The 19,817-nt window shown below is 71.8% G+C and carries 16 protein-coding genes; 9 read left to right on the forward strand and 7 right to left on the reverse strand.

What is annotated here, in order from left to right; translation table 11 throughout:
* Nucleotides 1–61 precede the first annotated feature (61 nt).
* The 4 genes from AB0C33_RS10650 to AB0C33_RS10665 all read left to right on the forward strand — a co-directional run bounded on the left by AB0C33_RS10650 (nt 62) and on the right by AB0C33_RS10665 (nt 5,753).
* Entirely contained in the window at nt 62–865 is an 804-nt protein-coding gene (locus tag AB0C33_RS10650; protein ID WP_357986153.1) for an RNA methyltransferase, read from the forward strand.
* Between the two features lie 50 nt (nt 866–915).
* Entirely contained in the window at nt 916–2,007 is a 1,092-nt protein-coding gene (locus AB0C33_RS10655; protein WP_352364892.1) for an ATP-binding protein, read from the forward strand.
* Between the two features lie 150 nt (nt 2,008–2,157).
* Nucleotides 2,158–3,198, forward strand: coding sequence for a phenylalanine--tRNA ligase subunit alpha (gene pheS, locus AB0C33_RS10660; RefSeq protein ID WP_352364980.1), 1,041 nt, complete (start codon nt 2,158–2,160; stop codon nt 3,196–3,198).
* Nucleotides 3,198–5,753, forward strand: coding sequence for a phenylalanine--tRNA ligase subunit beta (locus AB0C33_RS10665; protein WP_358285795.1), 2,556 nt, complete (start codon nt 3,198–3,200; stop codon nt 5,751–5,753). Before pheS ends, AB0C33_RS10665 begins: the two co-directional genes overlap by 1 nt.
* A gap of 45 nt (nt 5,754–5,798) precedes the next feature.
* Here the strand turns inward: AB0C33_RS10665 and AB0C33_RS10670 are convergent, their stop codons facing one another.
* Entirely contained in the window at nt 5,799–6,407 is a 609-nt protein-coding gene (locus AB0C33_RS10670) for a Uma2 family endonuclease (RefSeq protein ID WP_358285797.1), read from the reverse strand.
* An 80-nt stretch (nt 6,408–6,487) separates the two neighbouring features.
* Here AB0C33_RS10670 and AB0C33_RS10675 point away from each other — a divergent pair, with 80 nt between their 5' ends.
* Nucleotides 6,488–6,721, forward strand: coding sequence for a hypothetical protein (locus AB0C33_RS10675; RefSeq protein WP_358285799.1), 234 nt, complete (start codon nt 6,488–6,490; stop codon nt 6,719–6,721).
* Nucleotides 6,722–6,849: 128 nt separating this feature from the next.
* Here the strand turns inward: AB0C33_RS10675 and AB0C33_RS10680 are convergent, their stop codons facing one another.
* The 4 genes from AB0C33_RS10680 to AB0C33_RS10695 form a co-directional block, all read right to left on the reverse strand.
* A complete protein-coding gene (locus AB0C33_RS10680) occupies nt 6,850–8,157 on the reverse strand; it encodes an MFS transporter (protein WP_358285801.1) in 1,308 nt (435 codons plus the stop codon).
* Nucleotides 8,158–8,252: 95 nt separating this feature from the next.
* Nucleotides 8,253–8,612, reverse strand: a complete 360-nt coding sequence (locus AB0C33_RS10685) for a nuclear transport factor 2 family protein (protein WP_358285803.1) — start codon at nt 8,610–8,612, stop codon at nt 8,253–8,255.
* 78 nt (nt 8,613–8,690) lie between these two features.
* Nucleotides 8,691–9,095, reverse strand: coding sequence for a hypothetical protein (locus AB0C33_RS10690; RefSeq protein ID WP_358285805.1), 405 nt, complete (start codon nt 9,093–9,095; stop codon nt 8,691–8,693).
* A gap of 222 nt (nt 9,096–9,317) precedes the next feature.
* Nucleotides 9,318–10,979: a class I adenylate-forming enzyme family protein gene (locus tag AB0C33_RS10695; RefSeq protein WP_358285807.1), complete on the reverse strand. Its 1,662-nt coding sequence runs from the start codon at nt 10,977–10,979 to the stop codon at nt 9,318–9,320.
* Between the two features lie 262 nt (nt 10,980–11,241).
* Between AB0C33_RS10695 and AB0C33_RS10700 the strand changes: the two genes are divergently transcribed.
* The 4 genes from AB0C33_RS10700 to AB0C33_RS10715 all read left to right on the forward strand — a co-directional run bounded on the left by AB0C33_RS10700 (nt 11,242) and on the right by AB0C33_RS10715 (nt 16,002).
* Nucleotides 11,242–12,903 (forward strand): endo-1,4-beta-xylanase, encoded by a 1,662-nt coding sequence (locus AB0C33_RS10700; protein WP_358285810.1) that lies wholly within the window; start codon nt 11,242–11,244, stop codon nt 12,901–12,903.
* Between the two features lie 166 nt (nt 12,904–13,069).
* Nucleotides 13,070–13,639 carry a dienelactone hydrolase family protein gene (locus AB0C33_RS10705; protein ID WP_358285813.1) on the forward strand — a complete coding sequence of 190 codons (570 nt, stop codon included), beginning with the start codon at nt 13,070–13,072 and terminating at the stop codon, nt 13,637–13,639.
* A 228-nt stretch (nt 13,640–13,867) separates the two neighbouring features.
* Nucleotides 13,868–14,917 carry a TOMM precursor leader peptide-binding protein gene (locus AB0C33_RS10710; protein ID WP_358285816.1) on the forward strand — a complete coding sequence of 350 codons (1,050 nt, stop codon included), beginning with the start codon at nt 13,868–13,870 and terminating at the stop codon, nt 14,915–14,917.
* A complete protein-coding gene (locus AB0C33_RS10715; protein ID WP_358285819.1) occupies nt 14,914–16,002 on the forward strand; it encodes a hypothetical protein in 1,089 nt (362 codons plus the stop codon). Before AB0C33_RS10710 ends, AB0C33_RS10715 begins: the two co-directional genes overlap by 4 nt.
* A gap of 57 nt (nt 16,003–16,059) precedes the next feature.
* Here the strand turns inward: AB0C33_RS10715 and AB0C33_RS10720 are convergent, their stop codons facing one another.
* Nucleotides 16,060–19,200, reverse strand: a complete 3,141-nt coding sequence (locus AB0C33_RS10720; protein ID WP_358285822.1) for a DUF87 domain-containing protein — start codon at nt 19,198–19,200, stop codon at nt 16,060–16,062.
* Nucleotides 19,182–19,817: a hypothetical protein gene (locus AB0C33_RS10725; RefSeq protein WP_358285825.1), complete on the reverse strand. Its 636-nt coding sequence runs from the start codon at nt 19,815–19,817 to the stop codon at nt 19,182–19,184. The genes AB0C33_RS10720 and AB0C33_RS10725 overlap by 19 nt, the downstream gene beginning before the upstream one ends.

The raw sequence follows: 19,817 nt of genomic DNA on the forward strand, positions 1-19,817 counted from the left end.
CAGAGGGCCCACCGTCACGGTGGGCCCTTTTGCTGTATCCACGCACGATCAGGGGGAGAGCATGGCCGGGTCCGAGCTGACCAACGTGAAGTCGCCGAGGGTGAAGGCCGCACGCAGGCTCACCAAGCGCGCCTTCAGGGAGCAGGACCGCAGGTTCCTGGCCGAAGGGCCGCAGGCGGTGCGCGAGGCGCTCAAGCTCGACGGGGTGACGCTGGAGCTGTTCACCACCGCCGAGGCCGAGCTGCGGCACGCCGAGCTCATCACCCAGGCCACGCTGCAGGGGGTGCCCGTCCACCGGGCCAGCGGCGAGGTCATGTCGGAGCTGTCCCAGACGGTGACCCCGCAGGGGCTGCTGGCGGTGTGCCGGCTGGTGCACGTGCCGCTGGAGGAGGCGCTGGCCGGGGAGCCGAAGCTGGTCGCGATGCTGGCGCACGTACGCGACCCGGGCAACGCCGGCACCGTCATGCGGGCGGCCGACGCCGCCGGGGCGGACGCGGTGATCTTCACCGACGCCTCCGTCGACCCCTACAACGGCAAGTGCGTACGCGCCAGCGCGGGGAGCCTGTTTCATCTGCCGGTCGTCATCGGTGCACCGGTCGCCGCCGCCGTGCGTCAACTGAGGGAGCGGGGCATGCGCGTGCTGGCGGCCGACGGCGCGGGCAAGCACACGCTCGACGACGTGGATCTTTCCGGACCGACTGTGTGGATCTTCGGGAACGAGGCCTGGGGACTGCCGGAGGAGATACGCGCCGAGGCGGACGATGTGGTCAGAGTGCCCATCTACGGACAGGCTGAAAGTCTCAACCTGGCCACCGCCGCGGCGGTGTGCCTTTACTCCTCCGCCAGGGCTCAGCGAGTGCCCTAGGCGGCCGGAAACCCGCTATTGTCGGCGTTGTAGGCGGAGGAGGCGAGGTCGTGCACGGCGCAGAAACCGACGGGCGAGTCGTGGCCGCCGCGTGCACGATCTCCATCGACGACCTCCCCGACGGTCTTATCGTGACCGACCGATATGGGTGCGTGCTGGCCGTCAACCGGGCCGCCGCCCGGCTCACCCGGGTCGCCATGGAGCGCGCCGTGGGCCGGGAGATGAACGAGGTCTTCCCCTTCCGCGACCACGACGGGCGCGAGTGGTGGAAGGCGCTCGACCCCGAGGGCGGGCTGCGTACCAGGACCAGGGTGCCCGAGCGGCCGCTGCACCTGCCGGGCGGCCAGGAGCTCTACGTCGCGGCAAGGCTGGTGCGCGAGCCCGAGCGCGGCGGCGAGGTCGAGCGCGTCACGATCACCCTGCGCGACGGCGGAGCCCGCGCCCGGCTGGAGCGCAGCCGCGCCGACCTGGTCTCCACCGTGGCCCACGAGCTGCGCTCGCCGCTGACCAGCGTCAAGGGCTTCACCGCCACCCTGCTGGCCAAGTGGACGCGCTTCACCGACGAGCAGAAGCGCGTCATGCTGGAGACCGTCAACAACGACGCCGACCGCGTCACCCGGCTCATCACCGAGCTGCTCGACGTCTCGCGCATCGAGTCCGGGCGGCTGGAGGTGCGCCGCCAGGTCGTCGACGTGCCGGCCAGGGCGCGCCGGCTGGTCGCCGGCCGGGTCGCGGCGGGCGACTCGGAAGACCGCTACCGCCTGATCGTCGGCGACCGTTTGCCGGAGATGTGGCTCGACCAGGACAAGATCGACCAGATTCTGGGTAATCTGGTGGAGAACGCGGTGCGCCACGGGCGTGGCACCGTGACGATCGAGATCGAGTCCGTCGGATGGGGAGTGGCCGTGTCGGTGCGCGACGAGGGCGAGGGCATCGAGCCCGAGCTGGCTCCGCGCGTCTTCCGGCAGTTCTGGCGGGGCGGCAACAGCCGCCGGCGCGGCGGCACCGGGCTCGGCCTGTTCATCGTGAAGGGCCTGGTCGAGGCGCACGGTGGCACGATCACCGTGCAGCGTGCGCCCGAGGGCGGCGCGGAGTTCCGATTTACCGTGCCCACCGGCACACCCGACTTCGCCACGGTCTGAAGCCCCGAGCGGCTCGACACCCGTCGAAGTCGGTCCGGTGGGCGGGCCCCACTAGACTCATTTCCGCTCAAGCCCTGGATACGGAGCTCACTCTTGTCTGACTACGACCCCGTCGAGGTGACGCCGTTGCATGCCGACGAGCTGTCCCGCATGGAGGCCGACGCCCTCACGGCGATCAAGGCGGCCGACAGCCTCGACGCACTCAAGCAGGCCAGGCTGGCGCACGCGGGCGACCGCTCGCCCATCGCCCTGGCCAACCGCGAGATCGGCGCCCTGCCGCCGGCCGCCCGCGCCGAGGCCGGCAAGCGCGTCGGCGGCGCCCGCAGAGCGATCAACGAGGCGCTGGCCGCCCGCCAGGCCGAGCTGGAGGCCGAGCGCGACGCCCGGGTGCTCGTCGAGGAGACCGTCGACGTCACCCTGCCGTGGGACCGGCGGCCGCGCGGCGCCCGTCACCCGCTGACCACGCTGCAGGAGCGCGTCGCCGACGCGTTCGTCGCCATGGGCTACGAGGTGGCCGAGGGCCCCGAGCTCGAAGGCGAGTGGTTCAACTTCGACGCGCTCAACATCGCCACCGACCACCCGGCCCGCTCCGAGCACGACACGTTCTTCGTGGACTCCACCGAGTCGGGCATGGTGCTGCGCACCCAGACCTCGCCGGTGCAGATCCGCGCGCTGCTCCAGCGCGAGCTGCCGGTCTACGTCATCTCGCCGGGCAAGACGTTCCGCACCGACGAGCTCGACGCCACCCACACCCCGGTCTTCCACCAGACCGAGGGGCTGGCCGTCGACGAGGGCCTGACCATGGCCCACCTCAAGGGCACGCTCGACAGGTTCGCCGAGGTCATGTTCGGCGAGGGCATCACCACCCGGTTCCGGCCGAACTACTTCCCCTTCACCGAGCCGTCCGCCGAGATGGACCTGAAGTGCTTCGTCTGCCGCGGCGCCTCGGCGATCCCCGGCAACCCGCCGTGCCGCACCTGCAAGTCCGAGGGCTGGATCGAGTGGGGCGGCTGCGGCATGGTCAACCCGCGGGTGCTCATCGCCTGCGGCGTCGACCCCTCGCGCTACTCCGGGTTCGCGTTCGGCATGGGGATCGAGCGCACGCTGATGTTCCGCCACAACGCCGAAGACATGCGAGACATGATCGAGGGGGACGTGCGCTTCACGCTCCCGTTCGGAATGGAGATCTGATGAAGGTCCCGCTCTCCTGGCTGCGGGAGTACGTCGATCTCCCGGCGGCCACCGCGCACGAGGTGGCCGACAGGCTCACCATGGCCGGGCTCAAGCTGGAGGCCATCACCTCCTACGGCCACGACGTCAAGAACGTCGTCGTCGGCGAGGTGCTGGAGATCGAGGAGCTCACCGGCTTCAAGAAGCCGATCAGGCACTGCAAGGTCGAGGTGGGCGAGGCGACGCCGCGCGAGATCGTCTGCGGCGCCACGAACTTCGTCGCCGGCGACCGCGTCCCCGTCGTGCTGCCCGGCGGCGTGCTGCCGGGCGGGTTCGAGGTGGGCGCGCGCAAGACGTACGGGCGCATGTCCGAGGGCATGATCTGCTCCGAGCGCGAGCTGGGCCTCGGCGACGACCACAACGGCATCATGGTGCTGCCCGCCGGCACGCCCATCGGCACCGACGTGGTCGAGCTGCTCGGCCTGCGCGACGACGTGATCGAGCTGGAGATCACGCCCGACATCGGCTACGCGCTGTCCGTCCGCGGCGTGGCCCGCGAGGTGGCCACCGCGTTCGGCGTGGCCTTCCGCGACCCGGCCGACGTCGAGGTGCCCGCCGAGAGCGAGCCGTCCTGGCCGGCTTCCATCGGCGACCCGACGGCCTGCGACCGGTTCGTGCTGCGCGAGGTGCGCGGCTTCGACCCGGCCGCCCAGAGCCCGCTGTGGATGCGGGTGCGGCTGAGCCGGTCCGGCATGCGCCGGGTGTCGCTGGCCGTCGACATCACCAACTACCTGATGCTGGAGCTGGGCCAGCCGCTGCACGCCTTCGACCGGTCGAAGCTGACCGGCGAGATCGTCGTCCGGCGGGCCCGGGAGGGCGAGCGGCTGGAGACGCTCGACCACGTCGTGCGCGAGCTCGACCCCGACGACATCCTCATCACCGACCAGTCGGGCCCGATCTCCATGGCGGGCACGATGGGCGGCCTGGAGACCGAGATCTCCGACGGCTCGACCGACATCGTCATCGAGGCCGCCCACTTCTCGGCCACCGGCATCTCGCGCGAGTCGCGCCGGCACGGGCTGGTCTCGGAGGCGTCCAAGCGGTTCGAGCGCGGCGTCGACCGCGAGCTGCCGCTGGTCGCCTCGTGGCGGGCGGTGCGCATGCTGGCCGAGCTGGGCGGCGCGACCGTGCAGCCCGGCGTGACGCACGCCGAGGTCGACGTCACGCCGGCGCGTATCGCGATCCCGGCCGGTCATCCGTCGGCCGTGGCGGGCGTCCCGTACTCCAAGGAGGTCGTCGTCGGCCGCCTGGAGCAGGTGGGCTGCCTCGTGACCGACGGCGACGACCCGGCCGTGCGCGAGGGCGGCGTCGACCCGACCGGCGTCGTGACCGGCGGCGAGCTGGCCGCCAGGCTGGCCGTCACCGGCCCCGACATGATCACGGTCACCCCGCCGTCGTGGCGGCCCGACCTCACCGACCCCAACGACCTGGCCGAAGAGGTCATCCGGCTCGAAGGCTACGACCGGCTGCCGTCGGTGCTGCCCAGCGCCCCGGCGGGCGCCGGGCTGACCGAGGGGCAGCGGCTGCGCCGGCGGGTCGGCCGGGCGCTGGCCGAGGGCGGCTACGTCGAGGTGCTGAGCTACCCGTTCATCGGGGCCGACGACTTCGACCGGCTGCAGCTGCCCGCCGACGACGCGCGACGCCGGGCCATGCGCCTGGCCAACCCGCTGTCGGAGGACGAGCCGCTGATGCGCACGACGCTGCTGCCCGGCCTGCTCAAGACGCTGGTCCGCAACGTCGGGCGCGGCTTCGGCGACGTGGCGCTGTTCGAGACGGGCGCGGTCTACCGGCCCCGGGAGAACGCACCCGCCGCCGCTCCGGTGCTCGGCGTCTCGCGCCGTCCCACCGAGGAGGAGCTGGCCTCGATCGAGGCGGCGCTGCCCGACCAGCCGCTGCGGGTCGCGGTCGTGCTGGCCGGGGAGTTCGAGCGGTCCGGCTGGTGGGGCTCCGGCCGGCAGGCTTCGTGGGCCGACGCCGTGCAGGCAGCCCGGCTGATCGCCGCCGAGTCGCGGGTCGAGCTGTCCATCAGCGCCGACCAGCACGAGCCGTGGCACCCGGGCCGGTGCGCCGCCCTTTACGTGGGCGACACACTGGTGGGGCACGCCGGTGAGCTGCACCCGCGGGTCATCGAGGCGTACGGGCTGCCGCCGCGCACCGCGGCCATGGAGCTGGAGCTGTCGCGGATGGAGTCGGCCATGCCGGGGCCGGTGCAGGCGCCGCCGGTGTCCCCGTACCCGGTGGCGACCCAGGACGTGGCGCTGATCGTGCCCGACTTCACGCCGGTGGCCGACGTGGAAGCGGCGTTGCGCGACGGGGCCGGCGAGCTGCTGGAGTCGGTGCGGCTGTTCGACGTCTACGCGGGTGAGCAGGTGGGCGAGGGGAACAAGTCGCTCGCCTACACGATGCGGTTCCGGGCGGCGGGCCGTACGTTGACGGTCGAGGAGACGACGGCGGCCAGGGACGCGGCGGTGGCGATGGCGGCCGACCGCGTGGGAGCCCAGCTCCGCAGCGCCTGAGCCGATCAGAGGGGGCCGGTACGGATTGTCGTACCGGCCCCCTTGTCATGTGGTGTAAAGCGTCGTGAGGTCGATGTCGATGTCGAACGGCGCGGTCAGCTTGAGCCGGTCATGGTGGATGCCGGTGTTGGCATAGCTGTTGGTGGCCGGGTCGATTTCGTAGACGTAGACCACCGGCAGGCCCGAGGCTTCTTCGATGCGCCAGAAGTGGGGGATGCCTGCCTCGGCGTAGAGAGTGGGTTTGCGCTTCCTGTCGCGGACCACCGAGTCAGGGGAGACGACCTCGACGGCGAGAAGGACGTCTTTGGCGTCGAAGTAGGTGACGTCTTGCTGGATGACGGCGTTGGGGCCTAGGACAATGAGATCCGGTTCAGGCCGTTGTTTGGGCCCCAGCTTCACGCTCATCTCCTGGCGAAGACGGTAGCCCTCGGGGGCCGCCTCTCGCAGGTGGAGATGGAGCTGGAAGATTACTGTGTGATGGAAGTCGCGCTGGGGGCTCACGAAGACCAAGCTTCCATCAATCAACTCTGTGTGCGCAGGCAAATCCGGAATGTGATCGAGATCTTCGGCGACGTAGCCCTGCGGCGGGGGGAAGGCCCAGTCGGGGAGTGAAGAAGAGGACTCCATCTTGAGAATCACCGCTTCGGCAGTCATGGTCCAACGCTAACCAATGTATTCCGTGCACGCTCGGTGAACGAACGTACACGCGTTCAACTCGCGGGAGAATGTGGGGCATGAGGGAGTTGTTGGTGTTCGGCGAGCGTGGGGATGCCGAGGAGGTCGCCGAGACGCTGGGGGAGTGGTTCCCAGGGCTCGGGGTGCCGCGGGTGGTGCGGGAGACGCTCGCCGGTGAGGACGACGCCGAGGACGCCCAATGGCTCGTCGTCGTGGAGGGGCTCGACGAGCAGGCCCTCGGCCAGGTCGATGAGCTGGTGGAGCGGTACGACGGCTGGCGGGAGCGGGAGTAGGGCGGCCCCGGCAAGTGGAGCCGCCCCGGCCGGTGGAACGGCCGGGCGGGGTGGGCCGGGCAGGTCGGTGGAATGGCCGCCCGGGGTGGCTGGTCAGGTCGGTGAAACGGCTGCCGATGGCGGCCCGGTCAGGCCGGGGTGGGGTGGTCGGATGACTGCTCGACGCGGCGGGCGCGTTCGGCGATCGCGTGTTCGTCGGTTCTGGCGTCGTAGCGGCGGAATCCGGGCAGGGCGGCGGCCAGGCCCAGGACGGCGCCCACGCACAGCAGGCCGCCCGCGCCGAGCGAGAAGCGGGTGCCGCCGAAGTTGGCCATCAGGCTCGCGCGCGCGTTGCCCAGCATCGGGCCGCTGGCGTACGACAGCAGCTCGATGCCCGCCAGCCGCCCGCGCAGTTCCTGCGGGATGGTCTGGTTCCACATCGTCGTGCGGAAGATGCCGCTGATCATGTCGGCCGCGCCGGCCAGCGCGATGCACAGGAAGACCAGCCACACGCTGGGAGCCAGCGCGGTCAACGTCATCGCCACGCCCCACAGCGCCGCCGCGACGATCACGCCGAGGCCCTGCCGCTGGACGCGGGCCGTCCAGCGGCCGGTCACCGAGGCGGCCAGTGCGCCCACGGCGGCGGCGGAGTACAGCAGGCCGAGCGACTCGGGCGAGCCCAGCTCGTCGGCCAGGAACGGGAACAGCGCGTTGGACATGGCGAACACCATGGCCGCGATGTCCACCAGGTACGTGCCCATGAGGTCGCCGCGGCCGGTGGCGTACCGCACGCCCTCGACCAGAGAGCTGAGCGAGGCGGGCGCGGCGTCCTCGACGGGCGGCAGCGACCTGATGCGCCACAGCAGCGCCAGGGAGAGCACGAAGGTCGCCGTGTCGATGGCGTAGGCGACGTGCGTGCCGAGGTGCACCAGCAACAGGCCGCCCAGCGCCGGGGCGACGATCGCGCCGACGTTCCAGCGCAGGCTGTTCAGCACCGCCGCCGCGGCCTGCTGATCGTGCCGGACCACCTGCTGCATCACCGCCTCCAGGCTCGGACGCTGCAGGCAGGCGATGCCGGTGGACAGGGCGCCCATCACGTACAGGACCCAGACCTGCGGGTGGGGGAGCATCGCGTTGACCACGAGGGCGGCGGTGGTGACCAGCAGGCCCAGCTCGCTCAGCACAATGATCCGGCGGCGGTCGAGCGCGTCGGCGATCGCGCCGCCCCACAGCCCGCACACCACCATCGGCACGAACTCGGCCAGGCTCATCATCCCGACCGCGACGTAGGAACCGGTCAGCTCCTTCATCTGGTACGGCAGCGCCACCATGGTGATCATCGTGCCGAACATGGTGACGACGCCCGCGCCGAACAGCAGGCGGTAGTCGCGGGAGTCGCGCAGCGGGCTCAGGTCGGGGGAGAGATGACGGAGCAGGCGCATGAGTGGTGCGGGCACGAAGTCTGATTGTCCGACCACGTCCGCGACGAGGGCAAATCATTTAGGCACGGCGAAGGCCCCCGGGGGAACCGGGGGCCTTCGCGGGAGGGGTGTCAGGCGGCGGGCACCTTGTCGAGGAAGCCGAGGACCCTGCGGATCCGGCCGTCCTCGGCCAGCTCGACCACGTCGAAGCCGACGGCCAGGGGCTCCTCGCCGGCCGGGCCGAGGTGCCAGGTGAAGCGGGCGATGTGGTGGTGGGCGTCGAACACCTCGCCCGGCGTGAACACCAGGCCGGGGAACATGCCTTGCGCGCCCTCGATCACGGCGGCGATCCCGGCGTGCCCGGCCACGTCGGCCATCGGGTCGGTGTAGGTCGCGTCCTCGGTCCACAGCTCGGCGACGGCCTTGGCGCGGGCGTCGGCGTCGGTCTCGTTCCAGGCGGCGATGTAGCGCTCGACGAGTTCGGCGGTCATGATGATCTCACTTTCTTCAGAAGTTCTTTCAACGGTTCTCAGGAGACGGTTCTCAGGAGACGGTTCTCAGGAGAGGCGTCAGCGGCGGGCCTTGCGCAGGCCGGTGATCTGCAGCTCGGCGAACAGCCCCACGACCAGGGCCTGGGCGATGGCCCAGACCGCGCCGAGCGTGCTGAACTCGAGCGCGCCGGTCACGACGGCGGCCACGCTGCCCAGGGTCCAGGCGATGTTCAGGCCGATGACGGCCTTGACGGCGGCCGGGCTGATCGCGGGGCGGGAGGCCAGCAGGCCGACGGCGGCGCCGTACACGAGCAGGAAGATCCCGATCTCGCGCAGCAGGCCCGCGCCCGGCCCGAGCAGGTCGCTCGCGGGGCCGGCCAGGGCCAGGTAGACCAGCCCGTTGACGCCGGTGACGACGGCGTCCGCAACAAGAGCGAGGCGCAGGAACCTGGTCCGGTCGGCGGTGACGGTGAGGGCGGTCATCTTGGCTCCTTCAAGTGCTGGTTGCGACACTTGAACGATGTCAGCCGGGGCGTAGGGGCCGCGATTACGCGCCAGGTAATGAAGTCCGCGAACCGGCCGCCGACCTGCGGGTTCTCCGGAGAAAAAGAACGGGGCGCCCCCTTGCGGAGGCGCCCCGGAGGGGTTTCGGGAGAGTGCGGGGCCCGGGAGTGGCGTTCCGGTTGTGCGGGGTCTGCCGAGGGGTCAGGAGCCGAGGACCTCGCGGCGCAGGTGGGTCTTGAGGATCTTGCCGCCGGGGTTGCGGGGCAGCTCGCCCTCGCGGAACCACACGTGCGCCGGGATCTTGAACTTGGCGATCCGGTCCGCCAGGAACGAGCGCAGCTCCTCGGCCGTGACCGATTGGCCCGCCGCCGGCCGGATCACCGCGCCGACCTCCTCGCCCAGCTCGTCGTGCGGGACGCCGATCACCGCCACGTCGTCCACCGCCGGGTGCTCGAACAGGGCGGCCTCGACCTCGGCGCAGTAGACGTTCTCGCCGCCCCTGATCACCATGTCCTTGGCGCGGTCCACGATGTAGACGAAGCCCTCCTCGTCGATCCTGGCCAGGTCGCCGGTGTGCAGCCAGCCGTCCACGAACGTCTGCGCCGTGGCCTCGGGCTGGTTCCAGTAGCCCATGATCACGTTCGGGCCGCGCACGCACAGCTCGCCCACCTCGCCGGCGGGCAGCTCGGCGCCCATGGGGTCCACGACGCGCACGTCCACGACGGCCGAGGGCATGCCGATGCTGTCGGGCCTGGCGTGGTACTCGGCGCCGCCGTTGCCGATGGCCAGGGCGGTCGTCTCGGTCATGCCGTAGCCGTTGGAGGGGGCGCGGTCGGGCAGGTTCGTGGTGATGCGCTCCAGCAGCTTGGGCGGGGCGGGGGCGCCGCCGTAGCCGAGGGTGGTCAGCGACGACAGGTCGTACTTGCCGAAGTCGGGGTGCGACATGAGCTGCCAGGCGTTGGTCGGCACGCCGATCATCGTGGTGACGCGTTCCCGCTCGATCAGCCGCAGCGCCTGCTCGGGGTCCCACTTGTACATGAGCACCACGCCGCCGCCGGTGAACATCGAGGTGATCATGGCGGAGAAGCAGCCGGTGACGTGGAACAGCGGCACGGTCAGCAGCGTCACCCGGCGCACGCTCGCCGCCTCGCCCGCGTCCTTGCCGGCCATGGTGACCGAGCGGACGAGGCCGTAGGCCACGGTCATGGGGGACTGGCCGAGGTTGCGGTGGCTGCCCAGCGCGCCCTTGGGCCGGCCGGTGGTGCCGGAGGTGTAGAAGATCGTCGCCGGGTCCTCGGGGGACAGCTCGACGTCGGGCAGCCGCACGTCCGCCGTGACCTCGCCCAGCACGTCGCCGAACGACCGCGCGCCCTCGGGCGCCTCGCCCCTGGTCACGATCATCGGCACGCCCGTGGAGGCCAGCCTGACGGCCCGCTCGCCGTCGGCGATCAGCACCTTGGCCCCCGAGTCGTGCACGCCGTAGGCCAGCTCGGCCTCCGTCCACCAGGCGTTCAGCGGTACGGCGATGGCTCCGGCGGCCAGCGCGGCCGAGAACGAGACCACCCATTCCGGGTAGTTGCGCATGGCGATGGCGACGCGGTCGCCCTTGGTGACGCCGTACTCCTCGACCAGGCGGCGGGCGAGGGTGGCGGCGCGGCGGAAGTGCTCCTCGAAGGTGACGTGCTCGTCCTCGTAGGCCAGGAAGACCTGCTCGCCGTGGAACCTGCTGGTCTCCAGCAGGGCGCGGAAGTGTGCCGGCGCGTGCTTCCACGTGCGTACCCCGGTGTCGCCGATCTCCTCGGTCTCGAAAAGCTGGCCGGGGCCGGTGAGCTGGGCTTGGACCTGGGCGTGCGAAAGGGACATGCGCAGAACTCCCGCATCAGACGATTCTTCTGGACTTTCACAGTACCGACCGGTAGGTACGTCGCGCTAGAGCAGCCAAAACCCTGGGGACAGGTGTCCGTGAAAGTTTCATGTGGAGGCCGATATTTTTCGCTCGTCAACTGCTCTTTTGGCGGCGGCGCGCGATCGGCATTGACCGTTCTCCTGCATGTCAATACCGTCTGCGATGCGATCCGCTGGGGATCGAAAGGTTTCGGAACCGAGTGCCTGCCTCCGGAGGTAGATGCCCGTGCTCTCGTCCCTGTCCGTCAGAGTCCTCGCGCTGCTGGGCATTCTCGCAGCATTCCTCCTCCCCGCCACCGCGGCCGACGCCTCGGCGCCCCTGCGCGCGCACGCGTCCGCCAAGGGCAAGTTCATCGGCACGGCGCTCGCCACCACCCCGCTGTCCGGCGAGACCTCCTACCGCACCATCGCGGCGACCGAGTTCAGCCAGGTCACCCCCGAGAACGCGATGAAGTGGGACGCCACCGAGCCCAGCCAGGGCCAGTTCACCTACTCCGGCGCCGACGCGATCGTCGCCTTCGCCGCCCAGAACGACCAGCAGGTGCACGGCCACACCCTCGTGTGGCACAACCAGACGCCGGGCTGGGTGCAGGGCCTGAGCGCGACCGCGATGCGCGCGGCCATGCAGAACCACATCGCCAACGTCGTCGGCCACTTCGCCGACAACCCGACCGTCGTCTCCTGGGACGTGGTCAACGAGGTCTTCGAGGACAACGGCAACCTGCGCACGTCGTTCTGGTACAACACGCTGGGCTCGGGTTACATCGCCGACGCCTTCCGCGCCGCGCGCGCCGCCGACCCCGACGCCAAGCTGTGCATCAACGACTACAACACCGAGGGCATCAACGCCAAGAGCACGGCGATCTACAACCTGGTCTCCTCGCTGCGCCAGCAGGGCGTGCCGATCGACTGCGTCGGCTTCCAGTCCCACCTGGCCATCCAGTACGGCTTCCCCAGCGACTTCCAGCAGAACCTGCAGCGCTTCGCCGCCCTCGGCGTCCAGGTCCGGATCACCGAGCTGGACGTGCGCATGCAGACCCCCAGGGACGCCACCAAGGACGCCACCCAGGCCACCTACTACCGCAACGTCGTCAACGCCTGCCTCGCGGTGACCGCCTGCCAGGGCGTGACGATCTGGGGCTTCACCGACAAGTACTCCTGGGTGCCCGACACCTTTCCCGGCCAGGGCGCCGCGCTGATCTACAACGAGAGCTACCAGCAGAAGCCGTCATACACCGCCGTGCACGACGCCCTGGCTGGCGGCGCCGGCGCCGACACCACCCCGCCCAGCACGCCGGGCACCCCCACGGCGGGCAACGTCACCGCGAGCTCGGCCACCCTCACCTGGGCCGCCTCCACCGACACCGGCGGCAGCGGCCTGGCCGGCTACGACGTCTACCGCGAGCAGGGCAGCACCGACACCCGGCTCGGCCAGTCCACCGGCAACAGCATCAACCTGACCGGCCTGACCGCGGGCACCCAGTACCAGGTCTACGTGCGGGCGCGCGACGGCGCGGGCAACCTGTCCGGCGAGTCCCCGTCGGCCACCTTCACCACCCTCACCGGGGGCGGCGGAGGCGGCTGCACCGCCGCGGGCACCGTGCAGACCCAGTGGAGCGGCGGGTACGTCATCCAGCCCGTGACCGTCACCAACACCGGCACGTCCCAGATCAACGGCTGGACGGTCACCTTCACCCTGCCCGCCGGGCACACCCTGACCGGCTCCTGGAACGCCGCCGTCACCGTCAGCGGGCAGAGCGTCACGGCCAGGAACGCCGGGTACAACGGCACGCTGGCGCCCGGCGCGAGCACCAGTTTCGGGTTCCAGGTCAGCAGGCCGGGCGGCGACACCGCGACGCCGTCCGCCTACACCTGCGCCTGACCCGCGCAACCTCCCCGGGCGGACATGGCCACCGCCCGGGGACCCGCGCGGCGGGGGCACGGGCGGGGGCACGGGCGGGGGCACGGGCGGTGGCACGGGAGGGGGCACGGGAGGGTGCCCGAACGGGGCCCTTGGTGGGGCCTGCGCGCGGTGGTACACAGTGCACATGGCAGAGATCATCCTGTTGCACTCCGCACAGGGCCTGCGACCGGGGGTAATAGGGGCCGCGGAGGCGCTTCGCGCGGGCGGGCACGTCGTGCGCACGCCCGACTACTACGACGGCGAGGTCTTCGACGACCTCGAATCCGGACTGCGCAAACGGGACGCGATCGGCTTCGACGAGCTCGCGCGCCGCTGGCGGGAGATCGCCGCGCAGGTGCGCGGACCGGTCGTGTTCGCCGGGTTCTCGCTGGGCGGGTTCGGGGCCCAGCTCCTGGCCGCCACGCACCCGCTGGCCCGGGGGCTGCTGCTCTACCACGGCTGCGCGGCCGTGGCCGAGGTGAGCGCGGAGGGGTGGCCGGTCTCGGTGCCGGTGCAGCTCCACTACGCGGAGGGCGACCCGTGGGTGGACGCCGGTGACGTCCGCAGCCTGCGGACGGAGCTCGGGCCGTTATTCGAGTGCTTCATTTATCCGGGAAATGTGCACTTGTTCGCCGATCCCGATCTTCCCGGATACTCCGAAGAGTCGGCGGCGCTTATGTGGAAACGATCCCGCGACTTTATTGCGCGGATATAAGACGATTTCGCGGATATTTCGTACTTGGGTCTATCAAAAGGGGCGATCTTTACTTTATGATCTCATCGGCCCATCAAGATCGACGGAAGGATCGCTCATGACGATCGAGATCAAGAAGGTCGAAGAAGTCGAGACCACCGGAAACAGCAACAGCTGCTGACCTCTTCGGGCCTCCCGCGACGCGGCCCGACCCCGCGGGAGGCCCTCACTCGCCCGGGAGCCGCCTTCATGCCCAGGATTCAGGTGAATCCGGTCTTCCCCCTGTTCATCGACGACGCCCGCGGGCGCGTACGGCTCGGCGACTTCCCCCCGACCGGCCAGATCCTCGACCCGGCGCCGCCACCCCTGCGCCGCCTGCTGCGCCTGTGCGCCGAGACCCCCGTCGAGCAGTCGGACCTGTACGACCTCCTCGACGACCTCACCCCCGCCGAGATCGACTCGGCCGTCGAACAGTTGCGCGCGGCCCGCTTCCTGGTCACCGACACGGAGCTCGTCACACTCGCCGCCGATGCCAGGCTGTCCAGGTTCGCGCTGTTCATGGCCATGTTCCAGCCGGCCGACCGGGCCGTGGCCGCGCTCGGCGACCTCGCCGGCCGGCACGTGGCGGTGCTCGGCGCCGGCGCGATCGGCGGTCAGGTCGCCCTGCACCTCGCCACCTCCGGCGTCGGCCGCCTGACCCTGCTCGACGACGACCGCGTCGAGATCGGCAACCTGCACCGCCAGCACCTCTACACCGTCCGCGACCTCGGCCAGCCCAAGACGGCCGCGGCCGCCCGCAGGCTGCGCGAGCACTGCCCGGACGTCCGCGTCACCCGCGTCGAGCGGCGCATCGCCGGACCCTCCGACGTCGTCACCGACGCCGACCTCGTGGTCAACACCGTCGACACCCCGCAGCCGCACATCCGCCGCTGGGTGAACGAGGCCTGCGTGCGGGCCGGCACGCCGTTCGTCACCGGCGGCTTCAACCAGCACGTCGGCCTGCTCGGCCCGCTGGTCGTGCCCGGCAAGACCGGCTGCCTGGCCTGCCAGGAGGCCGCCTTGGCCGCGCGGTACGGCGCCACCGTCCTGCCGGCCAACGACAACCCCGGACGGGCCATCCCGTCGTTCGGGCCGTTGTGCGGGATCGTGTCGGGCATGCTCGCGTCCGAGGTGATCCGCTTCCTGACCGGCACCGGCGACCCCGCCGTCGAGGGCCGCAGCCTCTGGCTCGACCTGCTCACGCTGACCACCACGGCCTACGACTTCGACCGCCGCGACGGCTGCGAGGTGTGCGGGTGAAGGCCGAGCCGCTGACGGACCTGTCGTTCCTCAGCGTGGTGGCCGACGGCCCGGACGACTACGTCATCGGCAACGGCGAGACGTTCGTCAACGTGCCCGGCGTGGCGGCGGCCGTGGTCGAGGCGCTCGACGGCACCAGGACGGCTGCCGAGGCCCGCGCCCTGGTGCTGGCCGAACGCGGTCTGGACGTGGACGTCGCCGAGTTCGTGACCGGGCTCGGCGCGGCCGGGCTGCTCAACCGGCCCCAGCGTCCGCCCAACCTGTGGGACCGGATCAGGCCCGGCCACGTGGCCTGGCTGTTCTCCCGCCCGGCGCACGCCGTGCTGGCCGCGCTGACCGTGTGCGCCCTGGCCGCGGCGGTCGCCAGGCCCGGCGTGCTGCCGTCGTTCTCCTCGCTGGTCTGGTCGGACAGCCTCACCTTCACCGTCGCCTTCGCCGCCGGCTCCTGGCTGCTGGTGCTGGTCCACGAGCTCGGCCACATCGCCGCGGCCCGGTCGCTCGGCGTGCGGGCCGAGCTGTCGCTCGGCACCCGCCTGCAGTTCCTCGTCGTGCAGACCAGGATCACCGGCATCTGGGGCGTGCCCAGGCGCGCCCGCTACCGCGCCCACCTGGCGGGCATGCGGGTGGACTGGTTCCTCGCCTGCGCCGGGACCTGCGTCCTGTACGCCGCCGACCTGCCCGTGGTGCGGCTGGTCGTGGTCATCTGCCTGTCGCAGATCGCCTGGCAGTTCCTGTTCTTCATGCGCACCGACGTCTACTACGCCATCGCCAACGCCGGCGGCAACAAGAACCTCATGGCCGACGCGCAGGCGTACCTGCGGGCGCGGCGCACCCGTACGGCGCCGCGCGGCGTCCGGGTGTACGCCTGGTTCCTCGTGGCAGGGCGGGTGCTCGGGCTGGCCTTCTTCGCGCTCTACACGATCCCGGTGACGGTCGCCGTGTGCCGCCGGGCCGTCGAGGAGCTGCCGGGCTGGCAGCCGGTCGCCGCCCTGGCCGTGGTCGGCGCCGGCTGGGCGCTCTACCTGGCCGTCCTGGGCCGCCGCCTGCTCGCCTCCACCCGCGGTATGGCTCGCTCGTCCTCCTGAGACGGCTGACGTAGGGCGCGGTCCCGGCCGCCCCCTCCGCGGCCGGGACCGTGCCGATCAGGCGCCCCCGCGGCTCCTGGCGACGACCTCCTCCGTGGTGAGCGGCGCCTTCGGGTGGTGCGTCAGGCACATGGGCACGCGCGCCTTGGCGAACCCGCCACCCTCGCCGGCCACGTAGAACTCGCCCGCGCCCAGCCGGGAGATGTCCGGCACGTCGCCGCCGCCCTTGAACTGGGCCATCTCCCTGGCCGCGCTGATCTGGATCGGCGCGTTCAGCAGGCCGAAGAACTGCGTGGCGCAGTTGCCGGGGATCTGGTTGTGCAGTCCCTTGGGCGCCTGCGTGGCGAAGACCAGGCCCAGGCCGTACTTGCGGGCCTGGGAGGCGAGCAGCACCGTGCTGCGGGTGGAGACCGACGCGCCTCCCGCCGCGGGGGCGAACGTCTGCGCCTCGTCCATGACGAACAGCGCGCCCAGCGGACGGTCCTGGGCGGGGTGCCGCTTGAACCAGACGAACAGCTCCATCTGCAGCCGGCTGACGAAGCTCTGCCGCTGCTCCAGGCCCGGCAGCCCGGCCAGGCTGATCACCGAGACGCGGGCCCGCCGGCCCGGCGGCGGCGTCACCAGCAACCCGGGATCGACCGGCTCGCCGGCCCCGCCGAACAGCGGGTCGTTGTCCATCGCCGCGGTCAGCGACTGGGACAGGTCGGCCGCGATGCGCCGGGCGCTTGCCAGCTCGCTCACCCCGTCGGGCAGGTCGGCCAGGTACGCCGCGAACCCTCTCAGACTGGTCGCGCCGCCGCCTCCGTAGGCGGCCAGGGCCCGCCTGAGCACGGCCTGCCCGCGCAGCGCCTTTTCGGTGTTGGCGTCCAGCCTGACCCGCGGCACGATGAACGCGACCGCGGCCTCGACCGCCTCGGCGAACTCGTCGGGGTCGCCGGCCAGGCTCGCCAGGTCGGGCAGCGGCTGGAAGCTCAGCGGGCGTCCGCCCGTCCGTCCCGGCGTCCAGACGGTGACCTCGGTGGCCGCCAGGTACTCCTCGGCGCGGCGGGCGTCGCCCTCCGCCCACGTGCGCGGCGGCTCGGGCCACGGCTCGTCCAGCCGGGCCAGGTCGTTGTTCGGGTCCAGCACGATCGAGGAGACGCCGCGCAGCGCGCACTCCTCGACCAGCCGCCTGATCAGCACGGTCTTGCCCGAGCCGGAACCGGCGAAGATCGCGGTGTGCTTGCGCAGCGCCTCCAGCGCGATCCGCACCGGCTCGCCGTCCGCGATCCGCCGCCCGATCGTCAGGGAGCGGTCCTGGTCGCCGCCGTCCTGGCTCCGCGCCGCGACGGGGATCTCGGGGGCCGGTACGGCGGGAACGCTCCACGCGTCGGCCAATGCCTCGGTGAGGAAGCCGATCCCGGACGTCGGCCGCCGCGCGGCGAGCCAGGCGGCCAGGTCCGGCGGGCTCTCCGCGACCAGGGCGCGCAGCGCGGCGAGGACCAGCAGGTCCTGGCGGCTCATCCGCAGCGTCCTGCCGCCCGCCCGATCGAACGCCGCGATCGCCTCCCGCGTCGCCGGCCCTGGCGACCACGGGGTGTCGCGCAGCAGGAACAACCGCCGTTTGGGCACCTCCGCGTCGAGCCCGGCCGCCACGCACGCCTTGCGGAGGCGGTTCAGCGCCGCGTTGCCGTGCGTCGCGCTGACCGCGCGGAAGGCCCAGTGGACCTCGTCCTCCCTGCTCTCGTCGAGCGTGCGGCGCAGCCGGGCGTGCAGCGGGGGCTTGGCGCTCGGCGGCGGGTCCAGGCTGAAGGCCCGGCCGGCGTCACCCTGCTCGGCGATCCACGCGGACAGCCCGGCGGCCAGCAGCGCGGGCATCGTGGTGTCCTCACTGGCCTGGTCGATCACCGGAGCCTGCGCGGTCGCCAACAGCTCGGCGAAGCGGGCGTCGAGCGCGGCGAGATCGGCGGCGCCGGCCGCCGCGACAGGGCCGGCGTGGTCGGCGGGACGCGGCGCCGTCTCCGCCGCGAACCCGGTCAGCTCCCTGACCTCGCCGTCCAGGAGGCAGGCGCGGACGTGCCGGTCGATCCGGACGAGCAGCTCGCGCGGGGTGAACCCGGGCGCCTGCTCGAACGCCTCCGGCCGGACCGGCCATGTCGGGTACGGCGGCTTGACGCCCGCCTCGCCGTACTGCACCTCGAAGCGCGTGGCGACCAGCGTGCGCGCGGTGGCCGCGTCGGGGATGGTCATGAGCGGGACCGCCTGGCGGAAGCGGTCGCGGACGGTGTCGACCGCCACCTGCTCGATGAGCGCCCACGTGGCCGGGATGCAGGTCACCACCGTCAACGTCCGGCGGGTGACCTCGCGCAGCGCCATCAGGCCGCCCGCGATGCGCTCGATCATGAGCTGCTCGGCCGGGTCGTGCCCGGCGCGGCCGGAGGTGGTGACCCGGGACTGGGCGACGAGCGGGTCGATCTGGTCCACCGCGACGATCGTGGGGCCGGTGAGCGCCATCAGCCGCGAGAGGTCCCTGACGATCTCCTGCGGCGTGCGCCCGAGCTGCCGGATGCCCCAGCGGGCCCGCTCGCCCGGCTCGCCCTCGGGCGCCGACGACAGGTACGACTCCCCGAGGTCCTGCAGCCCGGGATCGTCGCCGGCCAGCAGGACCAGGGCGCGCGCGGCGTCCTGGCTGTCGCGGCCGACCTGGCCCTCGACGCGGCGGAACGCGGTGACGAAGGCGTCCAGTTCGTCCCGGGTGAGGCCGCGCTTGCCGGTGATCGAGCGGCGGGCCATGCGGGACAACCCCGCCATGATGGCCAGGCGGTCCAGGAGCACGGTGAGCTGTGTCTGCCCGTCGTGGCGGGGCCGGGAGAGGCTGTCCAGCAGGGAGACCACGATGCTCTCCCAGAACCCCTTGGCGTCCAGCAGGCCGACCAGGACGAAGTAGCCGTCCTCGCGCTGGGCGCGTTCGCGCAGCCAGCCGAGCAGGTGGGTCTTGCCGGTGCCGCGCTGGCCCTGCACGACCACGCCGATGGGGCTGCTCTCGGGCCGGTGGGCGGCCTCGGCCAGCCCGTCGAGGAGGATCTTCGTCGACGCGCCGTGCAGGCCGTCGACGTGGAAGGGGGAGCGGCGCCACACGTCGTCGGCGCCCTCGGTGTAGTTGAACGTCAGCGCGGCCAGGTCCGCGATGCCGCCGCCGCTCACAGCTCGCCGATCCACAGCAGATGCTTGTCCTGCCCGCCTATGATCACCGCCGCTTCGCGGTCCTCGGGCGTGAGCGTCTTCTGGTTCGACTCCGGGACCAGGTTCACGTCCGGGAGGCGTTCCATCAGGACGAGCGTCTCGTCCACCTCGTGCTTCGGCACGGCGGGGAGCAGCCGCCGGAGCGGGGTCAGGCTCACCCACGAGCCGGGCGCGGCGGCCAGCTCGGCGTACGCGGCCCGGATGCGGGACTCCAGACCGGCGGGAACGACGTCCGGCTCCGGCTGGAAGATCTCCGACAGCCGCTGGTCGGTGCGCCGCATGAACCGGGGCAGCCATTCGAGCAGGGCCCGCGCGATGGCCCCCGACGAGCCGGTCTGCGGCGGGATCGCCCCCGCCCGCAGGTCCTCGGCCAGCCTGGCCCACCCGGAGTCGGTGAGCACGTGCACGAAGGCGCGGCCGCGCCTGGGCCGGTGGCTCTCCACCAGCTTCAGCTCGTTGAGCTTCAGCCGCCGCTGACCGTCGATGGTCAGCTTGTAGCGCTCCTTGAGCTCGCTGTTGGAGACCTCGCGGGCTTCGACGGCCAGCACCAGCAGGGCAGTGAACTCGGGCAGGGTCAGCCCTTTGTCCGGCAT

Origin of the sequence: Nonomuraea sp. NPDC048881 (assembly GCF_040649795.1) — a bacterium.
GTDB lineage: Bacteria > Actinomycetota > Actinomycetes > Streptosporangiales > Streptosporangiaceae > Nonomuraea.

Coding starts and splice junctions, on each gene's coding strand:
- AB0C33_RS10650 (WP_357986153.1), top strand. CDS start 62: ATGGCCGGGTCCGAGCTGACCAACGTGAAGTCGCCGAGGGTGAAGGCC.
- pheS (WP_352364980.1), top strand. CDS start 2,158: ATGGAGGCCGACGCCCTCACGGCGATCAAGGCGGCCGACAGCCTCGAC.
- AB0C33_RS10665 (WP_358285795.1), top strand. CDS start 3,198: ATGAAGGTCCCGCTCTCCTGGCTGCGGGAGTACGTCGATCTCCCGGCG.
- AB0C33_RS10670 (WP_358285797.1), bottom strand. CDS start 6,407: ATGACTGCCGAAGCGGTGATTCTCAAGATGGAGTCCTCTTCTTCACTC.
- AB0C33_RS10675 (WP_358285799.1), top strand. CDS start 6,488: ATGAGGGAGTTGTTGGTGTTCGGCGAGCGTGGGGATGCCGAGGAGGTC.
- AB0C33_RS10685 (WP_358285803.1), bottom strand. CDS start 8,612: ATGACCGCCGAACTCGTCGAGCGCTACATCGCCGCCTGGAACGAGACC.
- AB0C33_RS10690 (WP_358285805.1), bottom strand. CDS start 9,095: ATGACCGCCCTCACCGTCACCGCCGACCGGACCAGGTTCCTGCGCCTC.
- AB0C33_RS10695 (WP_358285807.1), bottom strand. CDS start 10,979: ATGTCCCTTTCGCACGCCCAGGTCCAAGCCCAGCTCACCGGCCCCGGC.
- AB0C33_RS10700 (WP_358285810.1), top strand. CDS start 11,242: ATGCCCGTGCTCTCGTCCCTGTCCGTCAGAGTCCTCGCGCTGCTGGGC.
- AB0C33_RS10705 (WP_358285813.1), top strand. CDS start 13,070: ATGGCAGAGATCATCCTGTTGCACTCCGCACAGGGCCTGCGACCGGGG.
- AB0C33_RS10710 (WP_358285816.1), top strand. CDS start 13,868: ATGCCCAGGATTCAGGTGAATCCGGTCTTCCCCCTGTTCATCGACGAC.
- AB0C33_RS10725 (WP_358285825.1), bottom strand. CDS start 19,817: ATGCCGGACAAAGGGCTGACCCTGCCCGAGTTCACTGCCCTGCTGGTG.